General features: G+C 30.7%; 21 protein-coding genes. 17 read left to right on the forward strand and 4 right to left on the reverse strand.

The features are described from left to right. The first annotated feature begins 59 nt into the window (after positions 1-59). The 15 genes from BQ5450_RS06685 to BQ5450_RS06755 all read left to right on the forward strand — a co-directional run bounded on the left by BQ5450_RS06685 (position 60) and on the right by BQ5450_RS06755 (position 18,487). Positions 60-2,090 (forward strand): biotin/lipoyl-containing protein, encoded by a 2,031-nt coding sequence (locus BQ5450_RS06685; protein ID WP_071126369.1) that lies wholly within the window; start codon positions 60-62, stop codon positions 2,088-2,090. Then, the gene (locus BQ5450_RS06690) at positions 2,080-2,763 is read left to right on the forward strand and encodes an ABC transporter ATP-binding protein (protein ID WP_010247290.1); all 684 of its coding nucleotides are present in this window, start codon (positions 2,080-2,082) and stop codon (positions 2,761-2,763) included. The genes BQ5450_RS06685 and BQ5450_RS06690 overlap by 11 nt, the downstream gene beginning before the upstream one ends. Beyond that, positions 2,763-4,016 carry an ABC transporter permease gene (locus BQ5450_RS06695; RefSeq protein ID WP_010247293.1) on the forward strand — a complete coding sequence of 418 codons (1,254 nt, stop codon included), beginning with the start codon at positions 2,763-2,765 and terminating at the stop codon, positions 4,014-4,016. The genes BQ5450_RS06690 and BQ5450_RS06695 overlap by 1 nt, the downstream gene beginning before the upstream one ends. A 158-nt stretch (positions 4,017-4,174) precedes the next feature. Beyond that, positions 4,175-5,314, forward strand: a complete 1,140-nt coding sequence (locus BQ5450_RS06700; RefSeq protein ID WP_010247296.1) for a YibE/F family protein — start codon at positions 4,175-4,177, stop codon at positions 5,312-5,314. Between the two features lie 92 nt (positions 5,315-5,406). After that, positions 5,407-8,790: an S-layer homology domain-containing protein gene (locus tag BQ5450_RS06705; RefSeq protein WP_071126370.1), complete on the forward strand. Its 3,384-nt coding sequence runs from the start codon at positions 5,407-5,409 to the stop codon at positions 8,788-8,790. Positions 8,791-8,921: 131 nt separating this feature from the next. After that, positions 8,922-9,392: a DUF2975 domain-containing protein gene (locus BQ5450_RS06710; protein ID WP_010247302.1), complete on the forward strand. Its 471-nt coding sequence runs from the start codon at positions 8,922-8,924 to the stop codon at positions 9,390-9,392. Between the two features lie 8 nt (positions 9,393-9,400). Next, positions 9,401-9,622, forward strand: coding sequence for a helix-turn-helix domain-containing protein (locus tag BQ5450_RS06715; RefSeq protein ID WP_010247304.1), 222 nt, complete (start codon positions 9,401-9,403; stop codon positions 9,620-9,622). Further along, positions 9,612-10,091 carry a hypothetical protein gene (locus BQ5450_RS06720; RefSeq protein WP_071126371.1) on the forward strand — a complete coding sequence of 160 codons (480 nt, stop codon included), beginning with the start codon at positions 9,612-9,614 and terminating at the stop codon, positions 10,089-10,091. The genes BQ5450_RS06715 and BQ5450_RS06720 overlap by 11 nt, the downstream gene beginning before the upstream one ends. A 167-nt stretch (positions 10,092-10,258) precedes the next feature. Further along, positions 10,259-11,743 carry an aldehyde dehydrogenase family protein gene (locus tag BQ5450_RS06725; protein ID WP_071126372.1) on the forward strand — a complete coding sequence of 495 codons (1,485 nt, stop codon included), beginning with the start codon at positions 10,259-10,261 and terminating at the stop codon, positions 11,741-11,743. A gap of 156 nt (positions 11,744-11,899) precedes the next feature. Beyond that, on the forward strand, positions 11,900-13,207 hold the full coding sequence (gene hisS, locus BQ5450_RS06730) for a histidine--tRNA ligase (RefSeq protein ID WP_071126373.1): 1,308 nt from the start codon (positions 11,900-11,902) through the stop codon (positions 13,205-13,207). Between the two features lie 328 nt (positions 13,208-13,535). Continuing rightward, a complete protein-coding gene (gene typA, locus BQ5450_RS06735; RefSeq protein WP_010247318.1) occupies positions 13,536-15,359 on the forward strand; it encodes a translational GTPase TypA in 1,824 nt (607 codons plus the stop codon). 18 nt (positions 15,360-15,377) lie between these two features. Beyond that, positions 15,378-16,841, forward strand: coding sequence for a cardiolipin synthase (gene cls, locus BQ5450_RS06740; protein ID WP_071126374.1), 1,464 nt, complete (start codon positions 15,378-15,380; stop codon positions 16,839-16,841). A 1-nt stretch (position 16,842) separates the two neighbouring features. Further along, positions 16,843-17,382 carry a M48 family metallopeptidase gene (locus BQ5450_RS06745; protein WP_071126375.1) on the forward strand — a complete coding sequence of 180 codons (540 nt, stop codon included), beginning with the start codon at positions 16,843-16,845 and terminating at the stop codon, positions 17,380-17,382. Between the two features lie 8 nt (positions 17,383-17,390). After that, positions 17,391-17,606 carry a hypothetical protein gene (locus BQ5450_RS06750; RefSeq protein ID WP_071126376.1) on the forward strand — a complete coding sequence of 72 codons (216 nt, stop codon included), beginning with the start codon at positions 17,391-17,393 and terminating at the stop codon, positions 17,604-17,606. Positions 17,607-17,731: 125 nt separating this feature from the next. Further along, positions 17,732-18,487 carry a ZIP family metal transporter gene (locus BQ5450_RS06755; protein ID WP_071126377.1) on the forward strand — a complete coding sequence of 252 codons (756 nt, stop codon included), beginning with the start codon at positions 17,732-17,734 and terminating at the stop codon, positions 18,485-18,487. 76 nt (positions 18,488-18,563) lie between these two features. Here the strand turns inward: BQ5450_RS06755 and BQ5450_RS06760 are convergent, their stop codons facing one another. Genes BQ5450_RS06760 through tpx form a run of 3 tightly spaced genes read right to left on the reverse strand, consistent with a single transcriptional unit; the run spans position 18,564 to position 19,932 of the window. Beyond that, entirely contained in the window at positions 18,564-18,944 is a 381-nt protein-coding gene (locus BQ5450_RS06760; protein ID WP_071126378.1) for a hypothetical protein, read from the reverse strand. Between the two features lie 8 nt (positions 18,945-18,952). Further along, a complete protein-coding gene (gene rlmH / locus BQ5450_RS06765; RefSeq protein WP_010247330.1) occupies positions 18,953-19,435 on the reverse strand; it encodes a 23S rRNA (pseudouridine(1915)-N(3))-methyltransferase RlmH in 483 nt (160 codons plus the stop codon). Next, entirely contained in the window at positions 19,432-19,932 is a 501-nt protein-coding gene (gene tpx / locus BQ5450_RS06770) for a thiol peroxidase (protein WP_071126379.1), read from the reverse strand. Before tpx ends, rlmH begins: the two co-directional genes overlap by 4 nt. A 156-nt stretch (positions 19,933-20,088) precedes the next feature. Here tpx and BQ5450_RS06775 point away from each other — a divergent pair, with 156 nt between their 5' ends. Continuing rightward, the gene (locus BQ5450_RS06775) at positions 20,089-20,502 is read left to right on the forward strand and encodes a hypothetical protein (protein ID WP_071126380.1); all 414 of its coding nucleotides are present in this window, start codon (positions 20,089-20,091) and stop codon (positions 20,500-20,502) included. Between the two features lie 458 nt (positions 20,503-20,960). After that, entirely contained in the window at positions 20,961-21,626 is a 666-nt protein-coding gene (locus BQ5450_RS06785; RefSeq protein ID WP_010247338.1) for a hypothetical protein, read from the forward strand. Between the two features lie 344 nt (positions 21,627-21,970). Here BQ5450_RS06785 and htpG read toward each other — a convergent pair whose 3' ends face one another. Beyond that, complete coding sequence (gene htpG / locus BQ5450_RS06790) at positions 21,971-23,824, reverse strand: molecular chaperone HtpG (RefSeq protein WP_071126382.1); 1,854 nt, start codon at positions 23,822-23,824, stop codon at positions 21,971-21,973. Between the last annotated feature and the right edge of the window lie 61 nt (positions 23,825-23,885).

Below are 23,885 nucleotides of genomic sequence, written 5' to 3' on the forward strand. Positions count from 1 at the left end.
AAGATTTTTGTTATGTAAAATTTATAAAGTTTACTATATAATTGTATGAGGAGGTTGATATGAAAAATTTTTTTAACAAAATAAAGTCGTGGATTACAAGAAGTAAAAAGAATAAAATAATTTCTATATTAATTTTGATTTTAATTTTATTCGGAATTTTTAAACTGATTTCATCTTTATCTCATAAAAATGATTCAAATTTAGTATCTAATAATCAAATTGTGGAATTAAAAAAGGGAGATGTCACAAATTCTGTAACAGAAAAAGGTGAAGTTGTTCCTTCAAATTCTGTTGAGGTTTTTGCGGAAAAATCTCTTCCAGTTACTAATGTAAATGTAAAGGTTGGAGATAAAGTGAAAAAAGGAGATGTGCTTTGCGAGCTTGATTCATCTTCTTTGGAACAACAAATAAAATCAAGAAAAGCGCAAAAGTCTGCCACAGATAAAAGTGTTTCTGCACAAATTTCTGCTGCCAAAAAAAGGCTTTCTGAAGCTATTAGTGGAAGAGATTCTGGTAAAAATTCTGCAATAGTTGCAGCGGAAACTTCCCTTACTCAAGCTATGGATCAATATCTTGCTGCACAAAAAGCTTATGATGATTTCAAAAGAAGTATTGATGAGAGGTATAATGAAGGGATTGTCGCAGAGAGAAATACTAGAGAAAATTTGGCATATCAAGAAAAGACAAATGATTTAAAATACAAACAACTGAAGGAAGACATGAATAGAAATATAGAAAAGATTTCTGAGAATAGATCTCTTGCTAGTGAAAGTGCAAGAGATAAAAATTACTTACAAGATAAATTAGATGATTTAAAAAGAGAACTTACTGAAATTGGACTTGAAATTGGTAAGGAGCAAAATGAGATAGCAGATTTGCAAAGCTCTTTAGTTTCTACTTCTGAAACTGAACATAGAATTAATAGTGATAGTGGCGATGATACTGAGGATAAAAAGAATGAAACATCAGATAATAAGGAAAAAAGAGATAAGGTTAATGAAAAAATAAAAAAATCTAGGAAAAGGATAGATGATTTAACCAGAAATCAAAATGAGATAGAATTGGAAATTTCCAATGTTACAGAAGAACTTGGAAATGCAAGATCAGATGAAGAAAAGTATAAGTCAGAAGCTGATGCAATTGAAAAGGAACTCGAAGAACAAAATAAACAAGTTGAAGGTACAAAACTTGAAGTTGAAAAAACTAAAGATGATATTTATCAAGACGCAGACAAAGTTTTAAAAGCACAAAAGGCACGAGATGATCAGTTGAAGACTCTTGCACAAAATGTGGAAACTGCAAAAAATAATTATGATGATGCAAAGAAAAATCTAGAGTCTACAAAGGTTCAAGTTGAAAATGAAATTTCGAGTCTTTCAGACAACTTAAAAACTGCTAAGGCAAGTGCAAATAATGTGGATAATGTGGAAATAGAAAATTTGACAGAAGAACTTGAAAAGGTTTTAATAAAAGCACCAGCAGATGGGACAGTTACTAAAGTTGAAGCAAAAGAAGGTCAAGTTCCTACGGCTTCAGTTGCAAAAATTGAAACTATTGATACTTTGAGAATTGAATCACAGGTAAAAGAATATGACAAAAATAACATTAAAGTTGGCACAGAGGTTGAAATAACTTCTGATTCTGCAATGGGAGAAACTTTTAAAGGAAAAGTAATTTCTATTGACCCTGTTCCAAAAGAGGAATCGCCTGAAAGCAAGTCCACAGAAGTGTATTATAAAACTGTGATAGAAATAGATGAAAATAGTTCAGAAAAATTTTCGCCAGGTATGACACTTAGAGTAAAATATATTTTAAGTCAAAAGAAAGACACTTTTAAAGTTCCAACTGATGCAATTTTTGAAAGAGATGGAAAAGATTATATTCTTGTACTAAAAGATGCAGGAAAAGATAATTACGAAATTCAAAAAATTCAGGTAAAAAAAGGTATTGCTAATGATGTTGAAACTGCAATTACTTCTGATAAATTAAAAGATGGAATTAAAGTATTGTCAAATGCTGGAGGTTATGGAGAAGGAAGTATTATAAAGATAGATGACACTCCACAAGAAGAGGCTTCAGATGAAAAGTAATCTTATAAAAATGGAAGGGATAAAAAAGTCTTTTAATATTGGGAAAGAAAATGAACTTGAGATTTTACATGGAATAGATTTTGATGTAAGGGAGGGGGAATTTGTTTCAGTAGTTGGTCAGTCCGGTTCGGGCAAATCAACTCTTATGAATATAATTGGACTTTTGGACAGACAGACTTCTGGTTTTTATGAATTAAATGGTGTGGATATTTCAAAATTAAAAGATAGTGAGCTTTCCACTTATAGATCTAAAAAAATTGGTTTTGTATTCCAAAATTTTAATTTAATACCTAGATCTAATGCCCTAAAAAATGTTGAACTTCCAATGACCTATGCAGGAGTAGAAAAGAAGGAAAGAACGGAGCGTGCTGAGAAACTTCTTGAAATTGTGGAAATGAAAGATAGAATGAATCACCTTCCAAATGAACTTTCTGGTGGACAAAAACAGAGGGTTGCGATAGCAAGGAGCATGGCAAATAATCCTGATATTATTTTGGCTGATGAACCAACGGGAGCTCTCGATTCAAAGACTGGCAGAAATGTAATGGATCTTTTTCACAAGTTAAATGAAGTTGAAAAAAGGACTATTGTAATTATTACACACAATCTTGAACTTGCAGAAGAAGCCACAAGAATTTACAAAATGACTGATGGAAGAGTGGAGGAGATTTAATGGATTTGTCTGAAACTATAAAACTTTCTTTAGAAGGATTGAAAGCAAATAAACTTAGATCTTTTCTCACAATGCTTGGGATAATTATCGGAATAGGTTCTGTAATTGGAATAACGACTATTGGGGATTCTCTTACAAAATCTGTAAATAAAGCTTTTGACATGATAGCAAATACTGCTGTTCAATTGTATGTGACGCCAAGGGATTCTGATTATGACACAGGGGAATTAAGTGAGCGTGATTATTTTACAGAAAATATTATAAATTATTGTGAATCGCAAAAGGGAAATAGAATTGAAAAACTTTTGTATCATGGTGCAAGTGGTCAAGGATATGTTAAAGAAGGTAGAGAAAAGGAAAGAGTTGAAGTAAACTCAACTTCGGAAGATGAAAAATCTATTTTTAAAATTAATATGATTGCAGGTAGATTTTTAAATGATGAAGATGTGGCAAGAGGTAAATCTGTTGCAGTAATATCTGATAAAGTTTTGGAAAAAATCTATAAAGTTCCTGCACCACAGGTATTAGGTCGAGAGGTTAACATTGAGATGGGCGATAAGCTCATGGTTGCTACAATAATTGGAGTGTATGAGTACGAAGAAATGCAAGTTATGGGTAAGTCTTTAAATGGAAGCACAACTTCTTTATATATTCCAAGGACAACTGGGGACAGAGAACTTCTAAGTGAACCAAGAGTTTGCTATTATGATATGGCAATAACACTTAAAAATCCAGATACAATAGAAGAAGATGCACAAGCCTTATGTGACGAGTTAAATCAAAAGTTTTATTCAGATAATCCTCGTGCAGAAGTAAAATATTATTCAGCAAAGAGCGAAATTAGTAGTATGAATAATGCAATGAGTTCAATTCAAGTTGCAATTGGAGCAATTGCTGCAATTTCACTATTAGTTGGTGGAATTGGTGTAATGAATATTCTCCTTGTATCTGTAACTGAAAGGACGAAGGAAATAGGAATAAGAAAGGCACTTGGGGCAACGAGAAGTGATATACGAAAGCAATTTATAATTGAATCTATTATAATTTGTATAATCGGAGGATTTTTTGGAATAGTTTTGGGAACAGTTATAGGTTTAATTGGTTCAAATCTTTTGAATGCTATGACGTTACCTTCTGTAAAATCAATAATTATTGCAGTAGGATTTTCTATGCTAATAGGAATTTTCTTTGGATATTATCCTGCAAATAAAGCTGCAAAAATGAATCCAATAGATGCCCTTAGGTATGAATAAAATAAAAATTAAAAAATGTAGATAAGAGATGCAAGATTAGTGTAAGGATAACTTGCATCTTTTTTTTATAAAAGTGATTGGATAATAAATCTTACTTTACATTAAATATATATAAAATTTACTTTTGAATGCAATAATTTTGCAGAAGGAGTGAAAGGATGAGTAAAAAAATAAAATATATTTGTAACGGGGCGTTAATTTTAATTTTAATTTTTATTTTTATTTTTTGGAAAGATGTAGACTTTGGAGATACAGTTATAGTTCAAAACGCAGTTTCTTATGAGAAGGGTAAGGTTATAAAAGTTTTAGATGAAGATACAGTTGAGAGTTATCCAAATTTAAAGACTGGATCCCAAAAAGTTTTGGTTGAAATGAAAAATAAAAGGTTTGATAAACCAATAACTATAGAAAATAATTTATTTTCGGAACATTCTGTGTACTTAAAGGAAGGTTCTAAGGTAATAGTTTATGTGGACGAACCAAAGGGGATTGAGCCATATTATACAATTTATAATTACGACAGGTCTGTCCCAATAGCTATTATGTTAATTTTATTTTTAATAATGTTATATGCAATTGGAAAGTCAAAGGGGATAAAATCTGCGGCATCACTTTTTATAAGTTTATATTTAATGTTTTGTTTTATGATCCCTCTAATATATTTGGGACATTCGCCAGTATGGGTTACAATATTAACCTGTGTCTTGGGAAGTATTTATTCGGTTGTAATACTTCAAGGTTACACATTAATTGGACTTGTAAACTTAATAAGTGTGTCAGTTGGATTTATATCTGCTGCAATATGTTTTTATATTTCATCTTATTTCACGCATTTAAGTGGATATAATTTAGCTGATGTAGAAGGACTTTTACTTATAAATTCAAAAACAGGATTACAAATATATCCTCTTATGTTTGCAGGTGTTGCCATAGCAGCCTATGGAGCTTGTAAGGACGTTTCCGTTTCAATATCTTCCGCACTTCATGAGATATATGTAAAAAATCCTAAAATAACAAAAATAGAACTTTTTAAATCTGGGATGGTAATAGGAAAGGATATTATAGGTACTATGGTCGATACTTTGGTATTTGCATTTTTGGGAAGCTCCATAGCTACAGTTTTAGTTTTAATATCCTATGGAGTTGATTTTAATCAATTAGTTAGTTCAGATTTTTTTGCTGTTGAACTTGTCAATTCGCTCATAGGTACAGCAGTAGTAATTATAATGGTTCCAGTTAGTGCTTATCTATCAGGAGTAATCTATAAAAAAGAAAAAATCAAATTAAAAAGAAGATAAATTTACAAAATCTTTAAGAATACATTACAGATTATATTCTTTGACTTTACAATATTGTGAAATAATAATTCTAACTGAAGAGGAGGTATATAATGAAAAGGAGATTCAGTTTATTTTTAGCTATACTAATGTTAGTTTCAGTATTTTCACCATTAGGATTGGGATTTGAAGGTAATGAAATTAGATTTAGTACAAATGTCGTAGAAGCGGCAGAAGATGATGCTCAATCAAATGAAGCAACACCAAAAGAAGAAGTTAATAATGCATCAGAGGAAGTGACACCAGATGTGGACAATGGAACACCTTCTACAGAGGATAAAGATGTACAACCAGAAGTAGATCTAAAAGATCAAAATATTATTTTAACAAATGATATATTGACTATAGGAAAAGATGGCACAGAAAGAAACTTCACATGGTATGCAAATACAAAAGAAAAAGGAAAATTTGAGTTTGCAAAACTAAATGCAGAAAAAGATTTTAAAGATGCAACAGTTCTTGATGCAACAGTTATTGAAGAAACAAATAAGGACGGTTTTTCAAGTAATTCAGTTACACTTGAAGGATTAAAACCAGACACTGAATATATGTATAGATTCTCTAATGGAGATGCATTTTCTGAAGTTAAAACTTTTAAAACTGGTGGAAAAGGAGATTTTAGTTTCTTTGCAGCAGGAGACCCTCAAATAGGGGCTGGTTTTGAAGACGAAGATGAAAAAGGTTGGGACAAAACACTAAAGCTTTTACCAGAATTAGATCCTAGTGCATCATTCTTACTCTCACTTGGAGATCAAGTAAATATTTCAGACAATGAAAGACAATATGATGCTTACATTAATAGAGATGGATTCAATGGATTAACTCTTGCACCAATAATAGGAAACCATGATTCAGGAAATCATGCTTACACAGAACATTTTAAAGTTCCAAACGTGCAAGATGAAGGGACAACAAAGGCGGGAAGCAATTATTATTATGTATATAACAATACACTTTTTATTTGCTTAAATACAAACAAAGCTGATTTTGCTGAACACAAGGCTACAATTGAAAAAGCAATTGCAGAAAATCCGAATGTAAAATGGAGAGTAGTGACATTCCACCAACCACCATATACAGTGGCAACACATGCTTTAGATAAAGATGTTTTAAACATTAGAGCAAATTTAGTTCCAATCTTAAAAGAAAATAAAATTGACCTTGTATTAAATGGACATGACCACGTTTATACAAGAACTCATGTAATGGATGGAACAAAATCCATAATTGAATGGAAAGCTGGAGAAAATAAAGAAGCACCAAGTGAATATGTAAATCCAAAGGGAATTATATATGTTACAACAAACTCTGCATCAGGCTCTAAATTTTATAATATAAAGAATGAAGATTTTGAATATTCAGCAGTAAAGAACCAAGAAAAAATTCCAAACATTTCAAATGTAAAAGTTACAGATAATTCAATTGAAGTTACAACTTATAGAACTAGCGACAAATCTATTGTAGATAGTTTTAAAATTGTAAAAAATGAAACAACAGATGAAGAAGTTAAATTAACAAATGATATATTAACTATAGGAAAAGATGGCACAGAAAGAAACTTCACATGGTATGCAAATACAAAAGAAAAAGGAAAATTTGAGTTTGCAAAACTAAATGCAGAAAAAGATTTTAAAGATGCAAAAGTTCTTGATGCAACAGTTATCGAAAAAACAAATCTTCCAGGATATTCAAGTAATCAAGTAACTTTAGATGGATTAGAACCAGATACTGAATATATGTATAGATTCTCTAATGGAGATGCAGTTTCTGAAGTTAAAACTTTTAAAACTGGTGGAAAAGGAGATTTTAGTTTCTTCGCAGCAGGAGACCCTCAAATAGGATCACATGGATATTTAAATGGTAAAGACGGCTGGGATAAAACACTAAAGCTTTTACCAGAATTAGATTCTAGTGCATCATTCTTACTTTCACTTGGAGATCAAGTGGATACTGGAAAGGACGAAGAACAATACGATGCATATATTAATAGAGAAGGTTTCAATGGATTAACTCTTGCACCAATAATAGGAAATCATGATGAAAGAGGAAATGCTCACGAAGAACACTTCAAAGTTTCAAATGTACAAGATGAAGGAAAATCAAATGCAGGAAGCAATTACTATTATGTTTACAACAACACATTATTTATCTGTTTAAATTCAAATAACAAAGATTATGCAGAACACAAAGTTACAATTGAAAAAGCAATTGCAGAAAATCCAAATGTAAAATGGAGAGTAGTAACATTTCACCATCCTCCATACACAGTAGCATCTCATGCATTAGATGATTATATTACAGATATGAGATCAACACTTGTTCCAATATTAAAAGAAAATAAAATTGACCTTGTATTAAATGGACACGACCACGTTTATACAAGAACTCATGTAATGGATGGAACAAAACCAATAATTGAATGGGAAAATGGAGAAGAAGGAAAAGCACCAAGTGAATATGTAAATCCAAAGGGAATTATATATGTTACAACAAACTCTGCATCAGGTTCTAAATTTTATGACATAATGCAAGATAAAAAGTTTGAATATTCAGCAGTAAAGAACCAAGAAAAAATTCCAAACATTTCAAATGTAAAAGTTACAGATAATTCAATTGAAGTTACAACTTATAGAACTAGCGACAAATCTGTTGTAGATAGTTTTAAAATTGTAAAAGAAGATAAAAAAGAAAATCAAGACAAACCAGTTATTCCAACACCAGTTGAACCTGAAAAAGACAATAAAGATGACAAAGAAGAATCATCTTCAAATGTAAGAAGACACAGAAGCCACAGCCATGCAAAAACATACCCTGTATATACGTCAAAGTCTAGTAATTTTACAAAGGAAGATGCCTTGAAGAAGGGTGAAGAAATTGCAAATAAAAATTTAGCAAAAAATTCCGGAAAAGCTACTGATATTGATGGACATTGGGCTAAAGATTCAATAAATTACGCACTTGAAAATAATTTAATTGACTTAATAGGAAATGAATTTAAACCAAATAAAAATGCTACAAGATATAATGTAGTAAAGGCATTGGGAAGATTCAAAAAAATTGATGTGGAAAAATATAAAGGCAAGTCTTTGAAAGATGTTGATGCAAATTCAGAAGAATCTGCTTATGTAAATTGGGCAATTGAAAATGGTATTATAGCAGGCTATGAAGATAATACTTTTGGAGGAGATAGAGAGATAACTCGTGAAGAAATTGCGAGAATACTAAATTTATTTGCTGAAAAATTTGATATAAAAGTAAAGAATCTAGAAGCTCCTAAATTTAAGGATCAAAATAAGATTTCTGACTGGGCATCAAAAGATGTAAAAGAAGCAACAGAAAAGGGTCTATTAGTTGGACGTGATGATGGAACTTTTGGACCTAAAGATAATTTAACTAGGGCAGAAGTCGCTCAAATGATTGTAAACATGATTAAGTAAAATCATAAGTTAAAGTAAATCTCAGTGTAAGAGCTGAGGTTTATTTTTATCTAATTTTTTATTGAAAAACAATAAAAAATTATTGAAAATCATTAAATGAAGTTTTATAATTAAGGCAAAAGGAGGTTCTTATGAAAAATTTTAGAGTAAAATTTATTGGTACGCTTTTAATTGTTGCTGTGATTGTTTTATCCTTTGCATCTTATGGAATTTTTAAATTTTCAAATATAATGACTAAAATGTATCCTATGTTTTTAAATATGAAATATCCAATGTTATTTTTGTGTGAAAGTATTGTTGTAGTTTTAATTTTTGCAATTTTATTTGGAATTTTTGCACTTAAAAAATATGGCGATGGAAAAGTCTTTGGAAGAGAAATGTTATTTGATCTTCAAGTTATCGCTCTTTCCTTTATAGGGATTTGTTTAATTTCTATTTTGTGCATAATTTATACTGATTTTAATTTAGATGGATCTATCACAAACTTGATTTTTATTGGAATTTCTATTTTGTCTATGTTAATTGCACAAATTTTTCTTCTACTTTCAGATCTTATTAAAGAGGGCATTGATTTGAAAGTAGAAAATGACCTTACGATTTGAGGTAGAGTATGGGAAAAATAATTGTGGATTTAGACATTGAACTTGCAAAAAATAAGATGACTCTCACAGAACTTTCTGAAAAAGTTGGAATAACTATTGCCAACCTTTCTATTTTAAAGACTAATAAGGCAAAGGCTATAAGATTTTCAACTCTTTCAGAAATTTGTAGGGTGCTAAATTGTGATGTTGGAGATATTTTGAGATATGTAGGTGATGAAGATGAGCGATAAAAAATTTAAAAAAGTGTTAACCTTTATGTTTGGAATTTTTATAATAGCTATTTTGATTTTATTTTTTGTATCTGACAGGCGAGATCAATCTGTAAAAGAAGTGGAAAATGAATTTGGAATAGAAATTCCAAAGGGTGTTAAAAGAGAAAGAGAACTTTATAAAGAACTGGATTTTCACGGAGATGGAGAAGCTTCGATTTTATTTAGCGCAGGAGAAAGTGATATTAAAGCTGTAGAAAAGGAGTTAAAGGATTATAGAGTCATAAATGATAAAGATAAAGAGGCTGCCATAGAAACTTGTTACAAAAAAGTTTGTAAAAGAGGCTTTGATCCTTCGTTGAGTTTGGATAATAAGAAATATTTTAAAGAAACTTCTAATTATAAATTTGGAAATGCATATGGAAATTTTATCGCCATTATAATTGATGAAGAAAAAAATGAAATTTTATTTTTAAAATGGGATACATGACTTTAGTAAAAGACTTTGCAAAAAAGCGAAGTCTTTTGTTTTTTTAGATTTTACTTTAGATGAAAGTCTTTGTTAAAAAATAAATCTATGTTTTAAAAAGTTTACTAGGGGTAGCTTTTATATAAGTGGAAATTTTACTAATTAAATAGAATTTAAAGGAGAATATTATGGCTAAACCAAAAATTAATCTTGATAAAAAATATGGGCTTTTTATTGGCGGAGAATTTGTTGAAGGAGAAACTGAAGAAACTCTAGATGTATATTGCCCTGCTGATGGAAACCTTCTTTCTAGCATAACACAAGCTAGTGAAAAAGATGTTGATAAAGCCGTTGAAGCTGCATGGGAAGGTTTCAAAGAATATAAAAAAACAAATAAATATGAGAGGGCAGAAATTTTAAATAAAATTGCAGACATCATTGACGAAAACGCAGATCACCTTGCAATGGTAGAAACTTTAGATAATGGTAAACCAATTAGGGAAACTAAAAATATAGATATACCACTTGCATCTGAACATTTTAGATATTTTGCTGGAGCAATTTTGGCAGAAGAGGGAAGTGCCAACGCTATTGATGAAAATACTCTTTCAATAGTTCTTCGTGAACCACTTGGTGTTGTTGGACAAATTATTCCATGGAACTTTCCATTTTTAATGGCAGCTTGGAAACTTTCACCAGCACTTGCAGCAGGGGATGCTGTTGTGATTAAACCATCTTCTACAACTTCTCTTTCTCTTCTAGAACTTATGAAACTTATTAAAGATGTTGTGCCAAAGGGAGTTATAAATGTAGTAACTGGTTCAGGCTCTAAGTCTGGTGAATATTTACAACACCATGAAGGACTTTCAAAACTTGCTTTTACAGGGTCAACAGAAGTTGGATATAAAATAGCAGGAGCTGCGGCAGAAAAATTAATTCCAGCTACTTTAGAACTTGGTGGCAAGTCAGCAAATATTTTCTTTGACGATTGTGATATGGATCTTGCCATAGAAGGTCTTGCAATGGGAATCTTATTTAATCAAGGGCAAGTATGTTGTGCAGGTTCAAGAGTTTTTGTTCACGAAAATATTTACGATGAATTTGTAGAAAAGGCAATTGCAAAGTTTGAAGAAATTAAAGTTGGACTTCCTTGGGAAGAAGACACTCAAATTGGTGCACAAGTAAATAAATCTCAAATTGAAAAAGTCTTGGGCTATGTTGAAATTGCAAAAAAAGAAGGTGCAACAATTGCTGTTGGTGGAGAAAAAGCTACGAAGAATGGAACAGAAAATGGATATTTCACAATGCCAACTCTTATAACAAATGCTAAAAATGATATGAAAGTTGCAACGGACGAAATCTTTGGACCAGTTGCAGTTATAATTAAATTTAAAGATGAAGATGAAGTAATAAAACTTGCCAACGATTCTCAATATGGTCTTGCAGGTGCAGTTTGGACAAAGGACATAAATAAAGCACTTAGAGTTGCAAGAGGAATTGAAACAGGAAGAGTTTGGGTTAACACTTATAATCAACTTCCAGCAGGTGCACCTTTTGGTGGATATAAGAAATCTGGTATAGGAAGAGAAAATCACAAGATGATGCTAGATGCTTATTCACAAGTTAAAAATATTTTTATAGATACTTCTGAAAAATCTTCAGGCTTGTATTGATTAAAATTTAAAATAAGATTTTTAGGAGGCTTCACATTTAAGTGAAGTCTTTTTTTTGAGAAAAATACTTTTATTTAATAATGTAGAGAAGTACAAAAAGAAAAGCAAGTGTGATAAAATTAATATAATAAATAAAATAATTATAGGAGTGATGTCATGAGTATAGTGAAACCTTCAACGCTTCCAGGATTTATGGAACTTCTTCCAAAGGATCAAATTCTTTTTAATGAGATGAAAGACATTATAAGAAAGAATTTTGAAAAGCACGGTTTCTTACCAATAGATACGCCAGTTATAGAAAAATCTGAAGTTCTTCTTGCAAAGGGCGGCGGCGAAACTGAAAAGCAAATTTATAGATTTAATAAGGGCGACACAGACATGAGTCTTAGATTTGATCTTACAGTTCCTCTAGCGAGATACACTGTGGAACACATGAATGACCTTTCCTTTCCTTTTAAGAGATACCAAATAGGAAAAGTATATAGAGGGGAAAAAGCTCAAAAAGGACGCTTTAGAGAGTTTTATCAATGTGATATTGACACAATTGGAATGGGGGAACTATCTCTTGTAAATGATGCTGAGTTTCCTGTAGTAATTTATCATACTTTTAAGGAACTTGGCTTTGCAGATTTTACAATTCACTTAAATAACAGAAAAATTTTAAAGGGATTTTTTGCATCCCTTGGAATTGAAGATTCTATGAATGTTTTGAGAATTGTGGATAAGATTGATAAAATTGGTGAAGGAAATGTACTATCAGAACTTTCTGAACTTGGATTGGAAAAAGATTTTGGAGAAAAAATTTTAGATTTTATAAAAATCAAAGGCAGTACAGATGAAATAATTGAGCAATTAAATGATTTAAATATTGAAAATGAAATATTTCAAGAGGGTCTTAATGAAATAACACAGGTTATAGGATACATGAGAGATTTTGGGATTGATGAAAATTGTTTTGATATAGATCTTAAGATTGCAAGAGGACTTGACTATTACACAGGCACAGTTTATGAAACAACTCTAGACAATTATCCAAAGATTGGTTCAGTTTGTTCTGGCGGAAGATATGAAGATCTTGCAAGTTATTACACAGACAAAGCTCTTCCAGGTGTGGGGATTTCCATTGGGCTTTCAAGATTATTTTATCAATTAAATGAGGCAAATATTATTTCTAGTGAAGAAAAGTCTTTAATAGATCTTTTGATTATTCCTATGGATGATTGCGTATCTGAAGGAATAAAATTATTGAGTGAGCTTAGAGAAAAGGGACTCAAAGTTTCTGTTTATACTGAGTTTGCAAAATTAAAGAAGAAATTTAAATATGCTGATCAAACTAAAGTTGATTATGTAATTGTCCTTGGCGAAGAAGAAGTGAAAAATAGAAGATATAGTTTAAAAAATATGAAAACAGGAGAACAAGTAGAAGTATCCTTTGAAGAGTTAGTAGAAAAATTTAATGGGTGAGTGCGACTCCTTTGAAAAAGCTTCCTATTCGGTCGCTTTTTCTGCAGTCGCATGCATAAGGTTCTTCAACAGTTCAGCCATCGCTATGCTTGGCTTCACTGTGAAGACCACTCCAATCGCGACTTGTCACGATTGTCGTTACCATTAAAAATATGAAAACAGGAGAACAAGTAGAAGTATCCTTTGAGAAGTTGGTAGAAAAGTTTAGATAATAAATATTAAATGACTTATAAATACTTTGTTTAGTTGTTTATAAGTCATTTTTTGTTGCACTTTTTTTTATTTAAGATTAAAATAGGATAGAAGTTTGAAGAAATGAGATGAGATTTTGAAAAGAGAAGATATAAGAAATATAGCAATTATTGCACACGTTGACCATGGGAAGACTACACTTGTGGATGCACTTTTAAGACAATCTGGGATTTTTAGAGATAACCAACAAGTAAGTGATAGAGTAATGGACTCTAATGATATTGAAAGAGAAAGAGGAATTACAATTTTATCAAAAAATACTGCTGTAAATCACAATGGAGTAAAAATAAACATTATTGACACTCCAGGGCACGCAGATTTTGGTGGAGAAGTAGAACGTGTTTTAAAGATGGTAAATGGAGTTGTACTTTTAGTTGACGCTTTTGAAGGACCAATGCCACAAACAAAATTTGTTCTTAAAAAAAGTTTTGAACTTAATTTGCCTGTAATTGTATGTATAAATAAAGTGGACAGACCTGAAGCTAGACCACTTGAAGTTGTAGATGAAGTTTTGGATTTATTTATTGAACTTGGAGCTGATGACGATATTCTTGAATGTCCTTTTGTATTTGCATCAGCAAAACAAGGAATTGCATCATTAGATTTAGATGATGAAATGACTTCAATGGATCCACTTTTTGAAACAATTATAAAATACATTCCTGCACCAGAAAATAAGGACGACCTGCCTTTTAAACTTTTAATTTCTACAATTGATTACAATGAATATGTTGGTAGAATTGGAATTGGAAAAATTGAACAGGGAATAATTGAACAAAACGATAAGCTTGTTAGAGTTAACAAACAAAAACCTGACTTTCAAGAAAATATAAAAATTGCACAAGTTTATGAATTTGAGGGATTAAATAGAGTAGAAGTTGATTCGTCAAGATCTGGTTCAATTGTAGCCGTAACAGGAATTGAAGATATAAATATTGGAGATACAATTACGTCTACTGAAGATACAGAAGCTCTTGAGTTTGTAAAGATTTCTGAGCCTACAATTTCAATGAATTTTTCTGTAAATGATTCACCTTTTGCTGGAAGAGTTGGAAAGTTTTTAACTTCTAGACAGATAAAGGCTAGGTTGAATAGAGAACTTCAAACTGATGTTGGACTTAGAGTTGAAGAAACTGATACAACAGATTCCTTTAAGGTCAGTGGAAGAGGGGAACTTCACCTTTCCGTTTTAATAGAAAATATGAGACGTGAGGGATATGAGTTTCAAGTTTCAAAGCCACAAGTTTTGTATAAATATGACGAAAATGGAAAAAAATTAGAGCCAACTGAAAGGGTAACTATTGATGTGGATAGTGTCTATGCAGGGTCTGTAATTGAAAAACTTGGCAGAAGAAAGGGAGAACTTGTAAATATTATTGAACCTAATGGTGGATATCAAAGACTTGAATTTATAATTCCTTCAAGAGGTCTTATTGGTTATAGAACAGAATTTATGACTGATACTAAGGGAAGTGGAATTTTAAATTCTATTTTTGAAAGCTATGTACCATATAAAGGAGAAATACCTAGAAGAGTAAATGCTTCGATTGTTTCCTTTGACAAAGGTGTTGCGTCAACTTATGGTCTAAATAATGCACAAGAGCGTGGCACACTTTTTGTTGAGCCAGGCGAAGATGTCTATGAAGGACAAGTTGTTGGAGAATCTCCAAAGGGAATTGAAATTGAAGTTTCTGTTACAAAATCAAAGAAACAAACAAATGTAAGAGCATCAGGATCAGATGAAGCACTTAGACTTTCTCCTGTAAAGAAGATGAGCCTTGAAGAAGCTCTTGAATTTATTGAAGATGATGAACTAATAGAAATAACTCCTAATGAATTTAGACTTAGAAAGAAAATTTTAGATTCTCAACAAAGATACAAATCAAAGAAAAATAAATAAAATTAATAGAGGTGCTCTATGATCAATACCTATTTGGGAATGTTTAAAGACTTTGCACAAATTTATTCATTTTTATTTATAGCAAATGTCTTAATTTCTGCTTTTATAATTTTATATGACAACAAAAAACCGACGTCCACACTTTTATGGGTGATGGCAATAAATTTTCTTCCCATAATTGGTTTTGTCCTCTATCTATTTTTGGGACAAGATATTTCTAAATCAAAAATATTTGAAGGAAAGACTAGAGCTGATAAAATTTTAGAGAAAGAATCTACAAGTCAGCTTAGAGAAATGGAAAATGATGAGTTTGTGTATTCCAACAAAAGAACAGAAGAGTATGTGGACATGATTGAAATGTTCAATAGGGCTGAAGAGGAGATACTTTATACAGACAATAAAGTAAAAGTTTTTAACAATGGAAAAGATAAGTTTGAAGAACTTTTTAGCGATTTAAAAAAAGCTAAGCATACAATTTATGTTCAATATTATATTTATAAGTCCGATAAACTTTCAATAGAGTTTACAAATATTTTGATTGAAAAAGCAAAAGAGGGCCTTGATGTCTATTTGTTAATAGATGGTATGGGCATTAGGAAGATGAAGCTAAGTGATAAAAACAGAATTATCAAAGCAGGAATAAAATTTGGTATATTTTTTCCAGGTTATATCGACAAAATAAACACTCACATGAATTATAGAAATCACAGAAAAATTGTTGTAATAGACAAAAGGATTGGGTATGTAGGTGGTTTTAATGTTGGTGATGAATATGTGTCAAAGGGCAAGATGGGATTTTGGAGAGATACTCATTTAAAAATAGAAGGGCCAGCTGTAAACGGTTTGGCATGGAGGTTCTTTTTAGATTTTAAATTTGCATCAGAGGATTATACTAAGGGATTTACAACTGAGTTATTTCCTGAAATAGAAGATGGAGTGGACATAAATATTGTAACTAGTGGTCCAGATACAAAGGCAGATTCTATTAGAAATGGTTACGAAAAATTAATTACATCTGCAAAAAAGGAAATTTATATTCAGACACCTTATTTCGTGCCAGATGAGGGACTTTTAAAAGCATTAAAAGTTGCAGCATTAAGTGGAGTAAAGGTTAATATAATGTTTCCCAAAAAGAGGGATCACCCCTTTGTGCATTGGGCATCTCTTTCATTTTTAGGAGAACTTATAAAATGGGGAGTAAATGTATATACTTATGAAGGTGGATTTCTTCACACAAAAATAGTTATATCAGATGATTATCTTTCAAGTGTTGGAACTGCAAATTTTGACATAAGAAGTTTTGAACTAAATTTTGAAGTAAATGCTTTTTTATATGACGAAGAGTTAAATAAAAAGTTGAAAGACGATTTTATAGAAGATTTGAAAAGCTGTACAAAAATTACTCCAGAGCTTTATGAAAAAAGATCCAAATTTGTGAGATTTAGAGAATCTATGTCAAGGCTTTTGTCGCCAATCTTGTAAAATGAATTTAGAAATAAATAGAAAAAATATAAAGAATGTAATAATAAAAGTAGAAGATGGTATAATAAAAGTATCTGCTCCATATAAAATAAGCGACAGAGAGATAAAGAGAATTGTTGAAAAAAATAGAGATAAAGTTGAGAGATTGAAAATAAAAGATAAACACAAAAATAGATACAAAAATCTTTTATTTGGCGAAAAAATAGAAGCAAGTTCAGAAATAGAACTTGAAAAAGTTTATAGAAGAAATCTTGAAAAAGTTTTAGATGATATTTTTTATAAATATGAAAAAATTACTGGACTTTCTCCAACTTCAGTAGAAATAAGGAAAATGAAAATAAGATGGGGCACTTGTTATCCAGATAAAAAAGCTATAAAAATAAATTTAAAATTGGCAGAAAGACCAATAGAACAAATAGAAGCAGTAGTTCTTCATGAACTTATACATTTAAAATATTTTTACCACGACGAAAATTTTATAAATGAGTGTGAAAAATATTTGCCAAATTATAAAGAGTTGGAAAGAGAATTAAAATCATAGGTGAGATAATGAAAAAATTTCTAAAAATAATAGGTATTGTAGTATTAATACTTGTATTAATGAATCTATTTAATATTTCTATATTTATAGGAAATCAAAAAGTAGATAGACATCTCATACTACAAGGTATAAGAAATTTCAGTTTGGGAGATTTCTTTGACAAAATTTCAAAATTTATAAAAGAAATATCAAATGGAATAAGAAAAGCTGTAAATAGCTTGTAGAGTTTTAATTCTATTTTTGAAGTAAATAAGAGGAATTTTAGCACGCTTTGGCGTGTTTTTTTAAATTTATTATTCGGAATTATTTTACAACAGATAGTGTGATATAATTATTTTAGGGTGAGAAAATGGATTTAAAATTTATTATTCTTGGATGTGTTATTCCAGGACTTATGACAGGGGTTGGAGCAATCCCTATATTTTTTGCAAAAGATATAAGTCAAAAGGCTTTAGATGTGCTTCTTGCTGCTGCAGCTGGAGTAATGCTTGCAGCAACTTGTTTCTCTCTTGTACTTCCAAGTCTTGAAGTAGGAGAGGGAAGAGTGGGAGTCCTTGTTACAGGACTTGGGCTTTTTTGCGGAGCATTAATGCTCGATTTGATTGACAGATATGCACCACATGAGCATTTAATAGATAAAAGACAAGAAGGAAAGAATACAAAAAATATTTCAAAGATTTGGCTTTTTGTAATTGCAATTGCCATTCACAATTTTCCAGAGGGACTTGCAACAGGAGTTGGATTTGGAGGAGATAATGCGTCTAATGGTCTTTCTGTTGCTTTTGGTATTGCTCTTCAAAATATGCCAGAGGGACTTGCAGTTGCACTTGCTCTTGTGAGAGAAGGATATTCTCGCAAGAAAGGTTTTTGGATAGCCACACTTACAGGACTAGTTGAACCAATAGGAGCTTTTTTTGGGGTTTGGCTTGTTTCAATTTTTTCTTCGACTCTCGGATTTATACTTGCACTTGCCGCAGGAGCGATGCTTTTTGTAATAAGTGATGAAATAATTCCAGAAACACATTCAAATGGATATGAAAGACCTGCAACTTATGGAATAGTTTTAGGTTTTATCTTGATGATGTTTTTAGATTCTTTAATTTAATATTTATAATTAACTTGTTGCATTGTAGCAAGTTTTTTGTATTGCAATAAAAAATGCACTGCAAAAACAGTGCAAATTAATTATTTTTTATTGCAATATTTATTTCGAAGGAATTTTCATCTAAAAATTCTTCACGCATATCAACATATTCTGAAAAATAAATTTCTGTATTTTCGTCAAAATTATAAATTGGATGAACTCCGTCTGCAAATTTTAAGTTGCTATTTTTTCTCACATTGTCATAGGAAAATAATTCGCCAACTGCGTGATATTTCAAAATAATTATATTATTAAGCTTTTTTATGTAGCTTGGCTTTTTGTAGTTAATTGACATTTCAGAAAGCATGGAAGTCAAGCTTTCTGTTAATTCAAATTCTATTTCTTTTAAATTTTCCATAAAAATTTCTGTCTTGTAATTATTTACATTTATAATATAAGAGTCAAAATTAAAAATCATTTTGCACCTCACTTGTGATAAGGGTGGTTATTTATTATTCTAAAGGCTCTGTAAATTTGTTCCATTAAAATTACACGCATAAGTTTGTGAGGGAAAGTCATCTTTGAAAAGCTAAGTTTGTAGTCAGATTTTTCTAAAACTTCATCTGAAAGGCCAAGGCTTCCTCCAATTATAAAGGTAATATTTGAATAGCCATCTATCATTAAACTATTTATTTTATCGGCAAATTCAACTGAGTCAATACTCTTTCCCTTTATATCAAGGGCAATGACATAGGCATCATCTTTTATTTTTGATAAAATTTTTTCGCCTTCAATATTTTTTACTTTTTCTATGTCCTTTTTGGATAAATTTTCAGGACATGGCTCGTCATTAATTTCAAAAATGCTTAAATCAGCATAGGATTTAAGCATTTTCTTGTATTCATTTATTGAATCTTTAAAATAATTCTCCTTGATTTTGCCAAGCACAATTAAATTGACATTAATCATTTTAATTTTTTAACTTCTTCAAGAGCTTTGTCAAAGTTTACTTCGTCTGTAACTTCAGGAACATATTCAACATATTGAACTTTTCCTTCTCTATCGACTATTACAACGCCACGAGCAAGAAGTTGCAATTCATCAATTAAGAAACCATATTTTTTTCCAAATTCTTTATATCTGTAGTCAGAAATAATATCTGCATTGTCAATTCCCTTTACTGAGCAAAATCTTTCTTGTGCGAAAGGAAGATCCACAGTTACAGTTACAATTTTAATATCATCAGATAATTTTGTGGCTTCTTCGTTAAAAGTAGTGGCTTGAATTGCACATACAGGTGTATCAATAGATGGTGCAACAGAATAAACTACAATTTTGCCTTTAAGATCAGCTGAATTAAAATCAGAAAGGTCTTTATTGACAGCTTTAAATTCAGGAGCAATATCTCCAACTTTAATTTCTTTACCTTCAAGAGTTACTTTATCTCCGCCAAATGTTATATCCATTTTAATTCCTCCTAAAATTATTTTTGTTTTAATTTACACTATATTTATATCCAATTATTTATAATCTTAACAAGTGATTGCAATAAAATGCCATCTTAATTAAAATATAAGCAAGAAAACTTTTGTTAGTTAAAGGGATAAAAGAAGGAGGGAAATATGAAAAAGTATTTAAAAGCCTTGTTATTAATTTTTATGGCAGGAATAATTTTTACAGCCTGCACAGGTAAGGATGAAGGTCTTCCAGACAAAAAAATTTATAATGTAAAGTGGACTTTGGAAAGTATGATAAATACAGATGATGGAGTAGAATTAAGCAATGACATGGCTCTTAAATTTGACAAGAAAAATTTTGTCATGACTGATATAAACAGTGCCTATGACTATACTGGCACTTATAAATTAAAAAAGGCTGGTGCAGGCTATGAAGTTATTATGAAGTTTGATGACTTTGAAGAACCTGCCATTGGTGCCTATGATATGAAAACTCAGATGGACAAAGACCCTGTACCAAACCTGGTTTTTGATTTTATGGAAAGGGCCTATTCCTTTATTGGTGAAGAAAAAAATTAAATGAGTCAGGAGTTTATTTTGAAAAAATATATATCTTTTATAATATCATTATTTTATTTTCCAACTTTAAACCTAATTTGTATAAAAATTTTTGAACACATAAATGAGAGACTTCAAGCGACTTTTGATATAAAATATATGATCATTTTAGATGGTGTGAAAATTTTAATGATTTTGTTTTTGGGTTTTATGCTCGCCTATTATACTAATTTCTCATCCAAACTATCTAAAAAGACTCTTGGAATATTTTTATTAATTGAAATTTTTATACTTGTAATCTATGTATTCATAAAAAAATATTGTTTGCAAGAAAATTTTGTTTACCTTTATGATTTTAATGCCTTGTATTTTTTCTTGCTTATAGGAGAAAATATTTTTTTGTTTTTACATCAAAATCATGAATCAAAATCATGAATTATAGTAAAAATTTATACTTTATTATTTAAGGAGGGACAATAATGTGTAGAACACTAAAAAAATCTATATTAATTCTAATGTTTTGTTTTTTGTTACTAGGAAGAACTTTTGCGGCTTCTGGTTATGAGACACAACAAAACTCTTATTTTAAAACTGTGACTGGAGAAGTCATTCCGTTGAATGTAAAAGTTAAAGAGGTCAAATTACCTGTTCTCAATTCAGTCTCAAACAACTCAATTGACGATAGTGCATTTGTTGAATACGAAGTTTATTTACCATCTAAAGTAATAATGGAGGGGTATAGTGGAAGCCTATCAGATGATACAACTAATGGGTATGTTAAAGCGTGGGCTCGATTAAATTATAAACATAGAAATGGAAAATATTTACTTACATCAGTAGAAGGAAACTGGAGAATTATTGATAGATTAAACAATATTTCTATTAAGAATACAGAACTTCTTATTGCATGTAATTCATACCCACCTGATAATCAACGATCTCGCTTTGGGGTTTCAGTGCCTTTTAATGTAAATACAGGATTTTCTGAGTATGCAGATTCCAATTCCCCATTTGTTGCAATTGGAGCGAATACATTTGTAGATGTATATTCTAATGAATATATTTTTAAGGGAAACTTAATGCTGCATATTCCAATAGCTATTAAGTCAGCGATTGATCCGAGTTCATTTGCTAGAGCATATTAATTTATAAACTATTATATAAAATTAAAAAAACGCATTAAAACATGTAAATATGGTGGTTTTGTTATTAGTTTTACTTTTTGTTAGAAATCACTAGTTAAGAAATAGACTATGTTAATAAAAGGTAGGCAGAAAAAATGTACTTTAGGAAAATCAGAACAAGAATTAGGCACTTTTGAAAAAATATTGAAAAATATATTTTAATAAAAAAGTTGATGTGTAGAATAGATTTACCTATCTTGCACATCAGCTTTTTTTAAAATTAAAATTTACGATAAAAAGGCTCTTCTCAGAATGAAAAGAGCCTTAATTTGTCTTAAATTCTTAATTATTTGTATAAAATCTTTTTACATTAACTTTGAAACATTTCTTGCATAAGCAATTGGGTCTTCTATGTCTAGACCTGCAACAAGTCTTGCTCCGTCGTATAAGAGTTTTGTGTAAGTCTTGAATTCTTCTGAAGCTTGGTCCATTTCCTTTAGCTTCTTAAGGGCAGGGTGGTTTGGATTTACTTCTAGAACCTTGTCTGCCTTGAAGCCCTGGTTGTTTGGCATGTTTTTAAGAGTTTTTTCCATTTCAATGGAGATTTCCCCCTTGCTTGAAAGGTAGGCTGCATCATCTTTTAGATTTGGATTTTCTCTAATTGATGAGACTTCTCCTTCCAAGATTTCCTTCATCTTCTTCACATAGTCTTTAAGAGTTTTTTCGTCTTCTTCTTTTACATCTTCTGTTTCAGAAATTGACTTAAACTTCTTGTCGTCATATTCTTCTAACATCTTAATGACAAATTCGTCAATTGGGTCTGTTAGGGCAAGAACTTCTATGTCCTTATCAATAAAGTGCTTGATTTGTGGTAGGTCCTTAATAGCTTCGATTGAGGATCCATTTGCATAGTAGATAAAGTCTTGGTCTGGCTTCATTTCTTTTCTGTATTCATTGAAAGTTGCATCTTCTCTTTTTGTTGTAGCAAAAATAAATAGGTCTTTTAATTTATCTTTGTCAGCACCATAATTTTCATAAGCGCCTGACTTTAGGCTAACTCCAAAGTTTTTAAAGAATTCTCTGTATTTTTCCCTGTCATTTTTAAGGATTTTTGCAAGTTCATCAAGGATTTTCTTTTCTATATTTTTCTTAATTAATTGCAATTCACGAGTTTTTTGTAGCATTTCACGTGAGATGTTAAGGGAAATGTCTTCTGAGTCAACTACACCCTTTACGAAGCTCAAGTAATCTGGAAGAAGGTCTTCACATTTTTCCATAATCAAAACTCCATTGGAATAAAGTTCAAGTCCGCCCTTTCTATCTGGATTAAAGAAGTCAAAAGGTCTTCTTGATGGAATGTATAAAATTGATTTAAAGGAAATTGCGCCTTCAACGCTCACATGGATGTGTGCAAGAGGATCTTCAAAACCAAAATGTCTTTGTCTAAAGAAGTTGTTGTAGTCTTCTTCTGTGAGTTCATTTTTATTTTTTCTCCACATTGGGACAGAAGAATTTAGCACATCGTCTTCTCTATAAGATTCAAATTTTGGATCTTCTTCAGTGGAATCATCGCTTGGTTTTTTCTTTTCAACTTCCATTTTAATTGGGTAGCTGATGTAGTTGGAGTAGTGGCTCACAAGATCTCTTATTTCATATTCATCAAGGTATTTATCATAGTTCTCATCTTCATTATTTTCTTTTAAGTGAAGAGTTATAATTGTTCCATGAGAATCTTTTTTTGCATCTTCTATTGAATAACCTTCTGCACCCTGGGACTTAAATAGATGAGCTATATCATCTTTATAAGATTTAGATAAAACAGAAATTTCATCGGCAACCATAAATGCAGAGTAGAAGCCTACCCCAAATTGTCCAATGATTTCGTGATTATCTTCTTTTTCATTTAATTTTTTAAAATCTAAAGAACCGGATTTTGCAATTGTACCCAAATTTTCTACGAGTTCGTCTTCGCTCATTCCAATACCATTATCTTCAATTGTTAAAGTTCTATTTTCTTTATCAGGAGTGATTCTTATAAAATAGTCTTCGTGATTAAATTTTACATTTTTGTCATTGAGTGCAATGTAATACATTTTGTCCATTGCATCACTCGCATTTGAAATTAACTCTCTCAAAAATATTTCTTTATTTGTGTAAATGGAATTTATCATTAAATCCATTAACCTTTCTGTTTGTGCATTGTATTTTTTATTTTTCATAGTATTATCACCTTTCTCATTAGCACTCGAAGCACTCTACTGCTAATAATATATCTTTTTG

The sequence above is a fragment of the Peptoniphilus lacydonensis genome (assembly GCF_900106515.1).
Lineage (GTDB): Bacteria > Bacillota > Clostridia > Tissierellales > Peptoniphilaceae > Peptoniphilus_A > Peptoniphilus_A lacydonensis.

What these genes read in the sequence shown, in the direction of transcription:
- BQ5450_RS06685 (WP_071126369.1), top strand. Translation starts at nt 60, where the DNA reads ATGAAAAATTTTTTTAACAAAATAAAGTCGTGGATTACAAGAAGTAAA.
- BQ5450_RS06690 (WP_010247290.1), top strand. Translation starts at nt 2,080, where the DNA reads ATGAAAAGTAATCTTATAAAAATGGAAGGGATAAAAAAGTCTTTTAAT.
- BQ5450_RS06695 (WP_010247293.1), top strand. Translation starts at nt 2,763, where the DNA reads ATGGATTTGTCTGAAACTATAAAACTTTCTTTAGAAGGATTGAAAGCA.
- BQ5450_RS06700 (WP_010247296.1), top strand. Translation starts at nt 4,175, where the DNA reads ATGAGTAAAAAAATAAAATATATTTGTAACGGGGCGTTAATTTTAATT.
- BQ5450_RS06705 (WP_071126370.1), top strand. Translation starts at nt 5,407, where the DNA reads ATGAAAAGGAGATTCAGTTTATTTTTAGCTATACTAATGTTAGTTTCA.
- BQ5450_RS06710 (WP_010247302.1), top strand. Translation starts at nt 8,922, where the DNA reads ATGAAAAATTTTAGAGTAAAATTTATTGGTACGCTTTTAATTGTTGCT.
- BQ5450_RS06715 (WP_010247304.1), top strand. Translation starts at nt 9,401, where the DNA reads ATGGGAAAAATAATTGTGGATTTAGACATTGAACTTGCAAAAAATAAG.
- BQ5450_RS06720 (WP_071126371.1), top strand. Translation starts at nt 9,612, where the DNA reads ATGAGCGATAAAAAATTTAAAAAAGTGTTAACCTTTATGTTTGGAATT.
- BQ5450_RS06725 (WP_071126372.1), top strand. Translation starts at nt 10,259, where the DNA reads ATGGCTAAACCAAAAATTAATCTTGATAAAAAATATGGGCTTTTTATT.
- hisS (WP_071126373.1), top strand. Translation starts at nt 11,900, where the DNA reads ATGAGTATAGTGAAACCTTCAACGCTTCCAGGATTTATGGAACTTCTT.
- cls (WP_071126374.1), top strand. Translation starts at nt 15,378, where the DNA reads ATGATCAATACCTATTTGGGAATGTTTAAAGACTTTGCACAAATTTAT.
- BQ5450_RS06745 (WP_071126375.1), top strand. Translation starts at nt 16,843, where the DNA reads ATGAATTTAGAAATAAATAGAAAAAATATAAAGAATGTAATAATAAAA.
- BQ5450_RS06750 (WP_071126376.1), top strand. Translation starts at nt 17,391, where the DNA reads ATGAAAAAATTTCTAAAAATAATAGGTATTGTAGTATTAATACTTGTA.
- BQ5450_RS06755 (WP_071126377.1), top strand. Translation starts at nt 17,732, where the DNA reads ATGGATTTAAAATTTATTATTCTTGGATGTGTTATTCCAGGACTTATG.
- BQ5450_RS06760 (WP_071126378.1), bottom strand. Translation starts at nt 18,944, where the DNA reads ATGATTTTTAATTTTGACTCTTATATTATAAATGTAAATAATTACAAG.
- rlmH (WP_010247330.1), bottom strand. Translation starts at nt 19,435, where the DNA reads ATGATTAATGTCAATTTAATTGTGCTTGGCAAAATCAAGGAGAATTAT.
- tpx (WP_071126379.1), bottom strand. Translation starts at nt 19,932, where the DNA reads ATGGATATAACATTTGGCGGAGATAAAGTAACTCTTGAAGGTAAAGAA.
- BQ5450_RS06775 (WP_071126380.1), top strand. Translation starts at nt 20,089, where the DNA reads ATGAAAAAGTATTTAAAAGCCTTGTTATTAATTTTTATGGCAGGAATA.
- BQ5450_RS06785 (WP_010247338.1), top strand. Translation starts at nt 20,961, where the DNA reads ATGTGTAGAACACTAAAAAAATCTATATTAATTCTAATGTTTTGTTTT.
- htpG (WP_071126382.1), bottom strand. Translation starts at nt 23,824, where the DNA reads ATGAAAAATAAAAAATACAATGCACAAACAGAAAGGTTAATGGATTTA.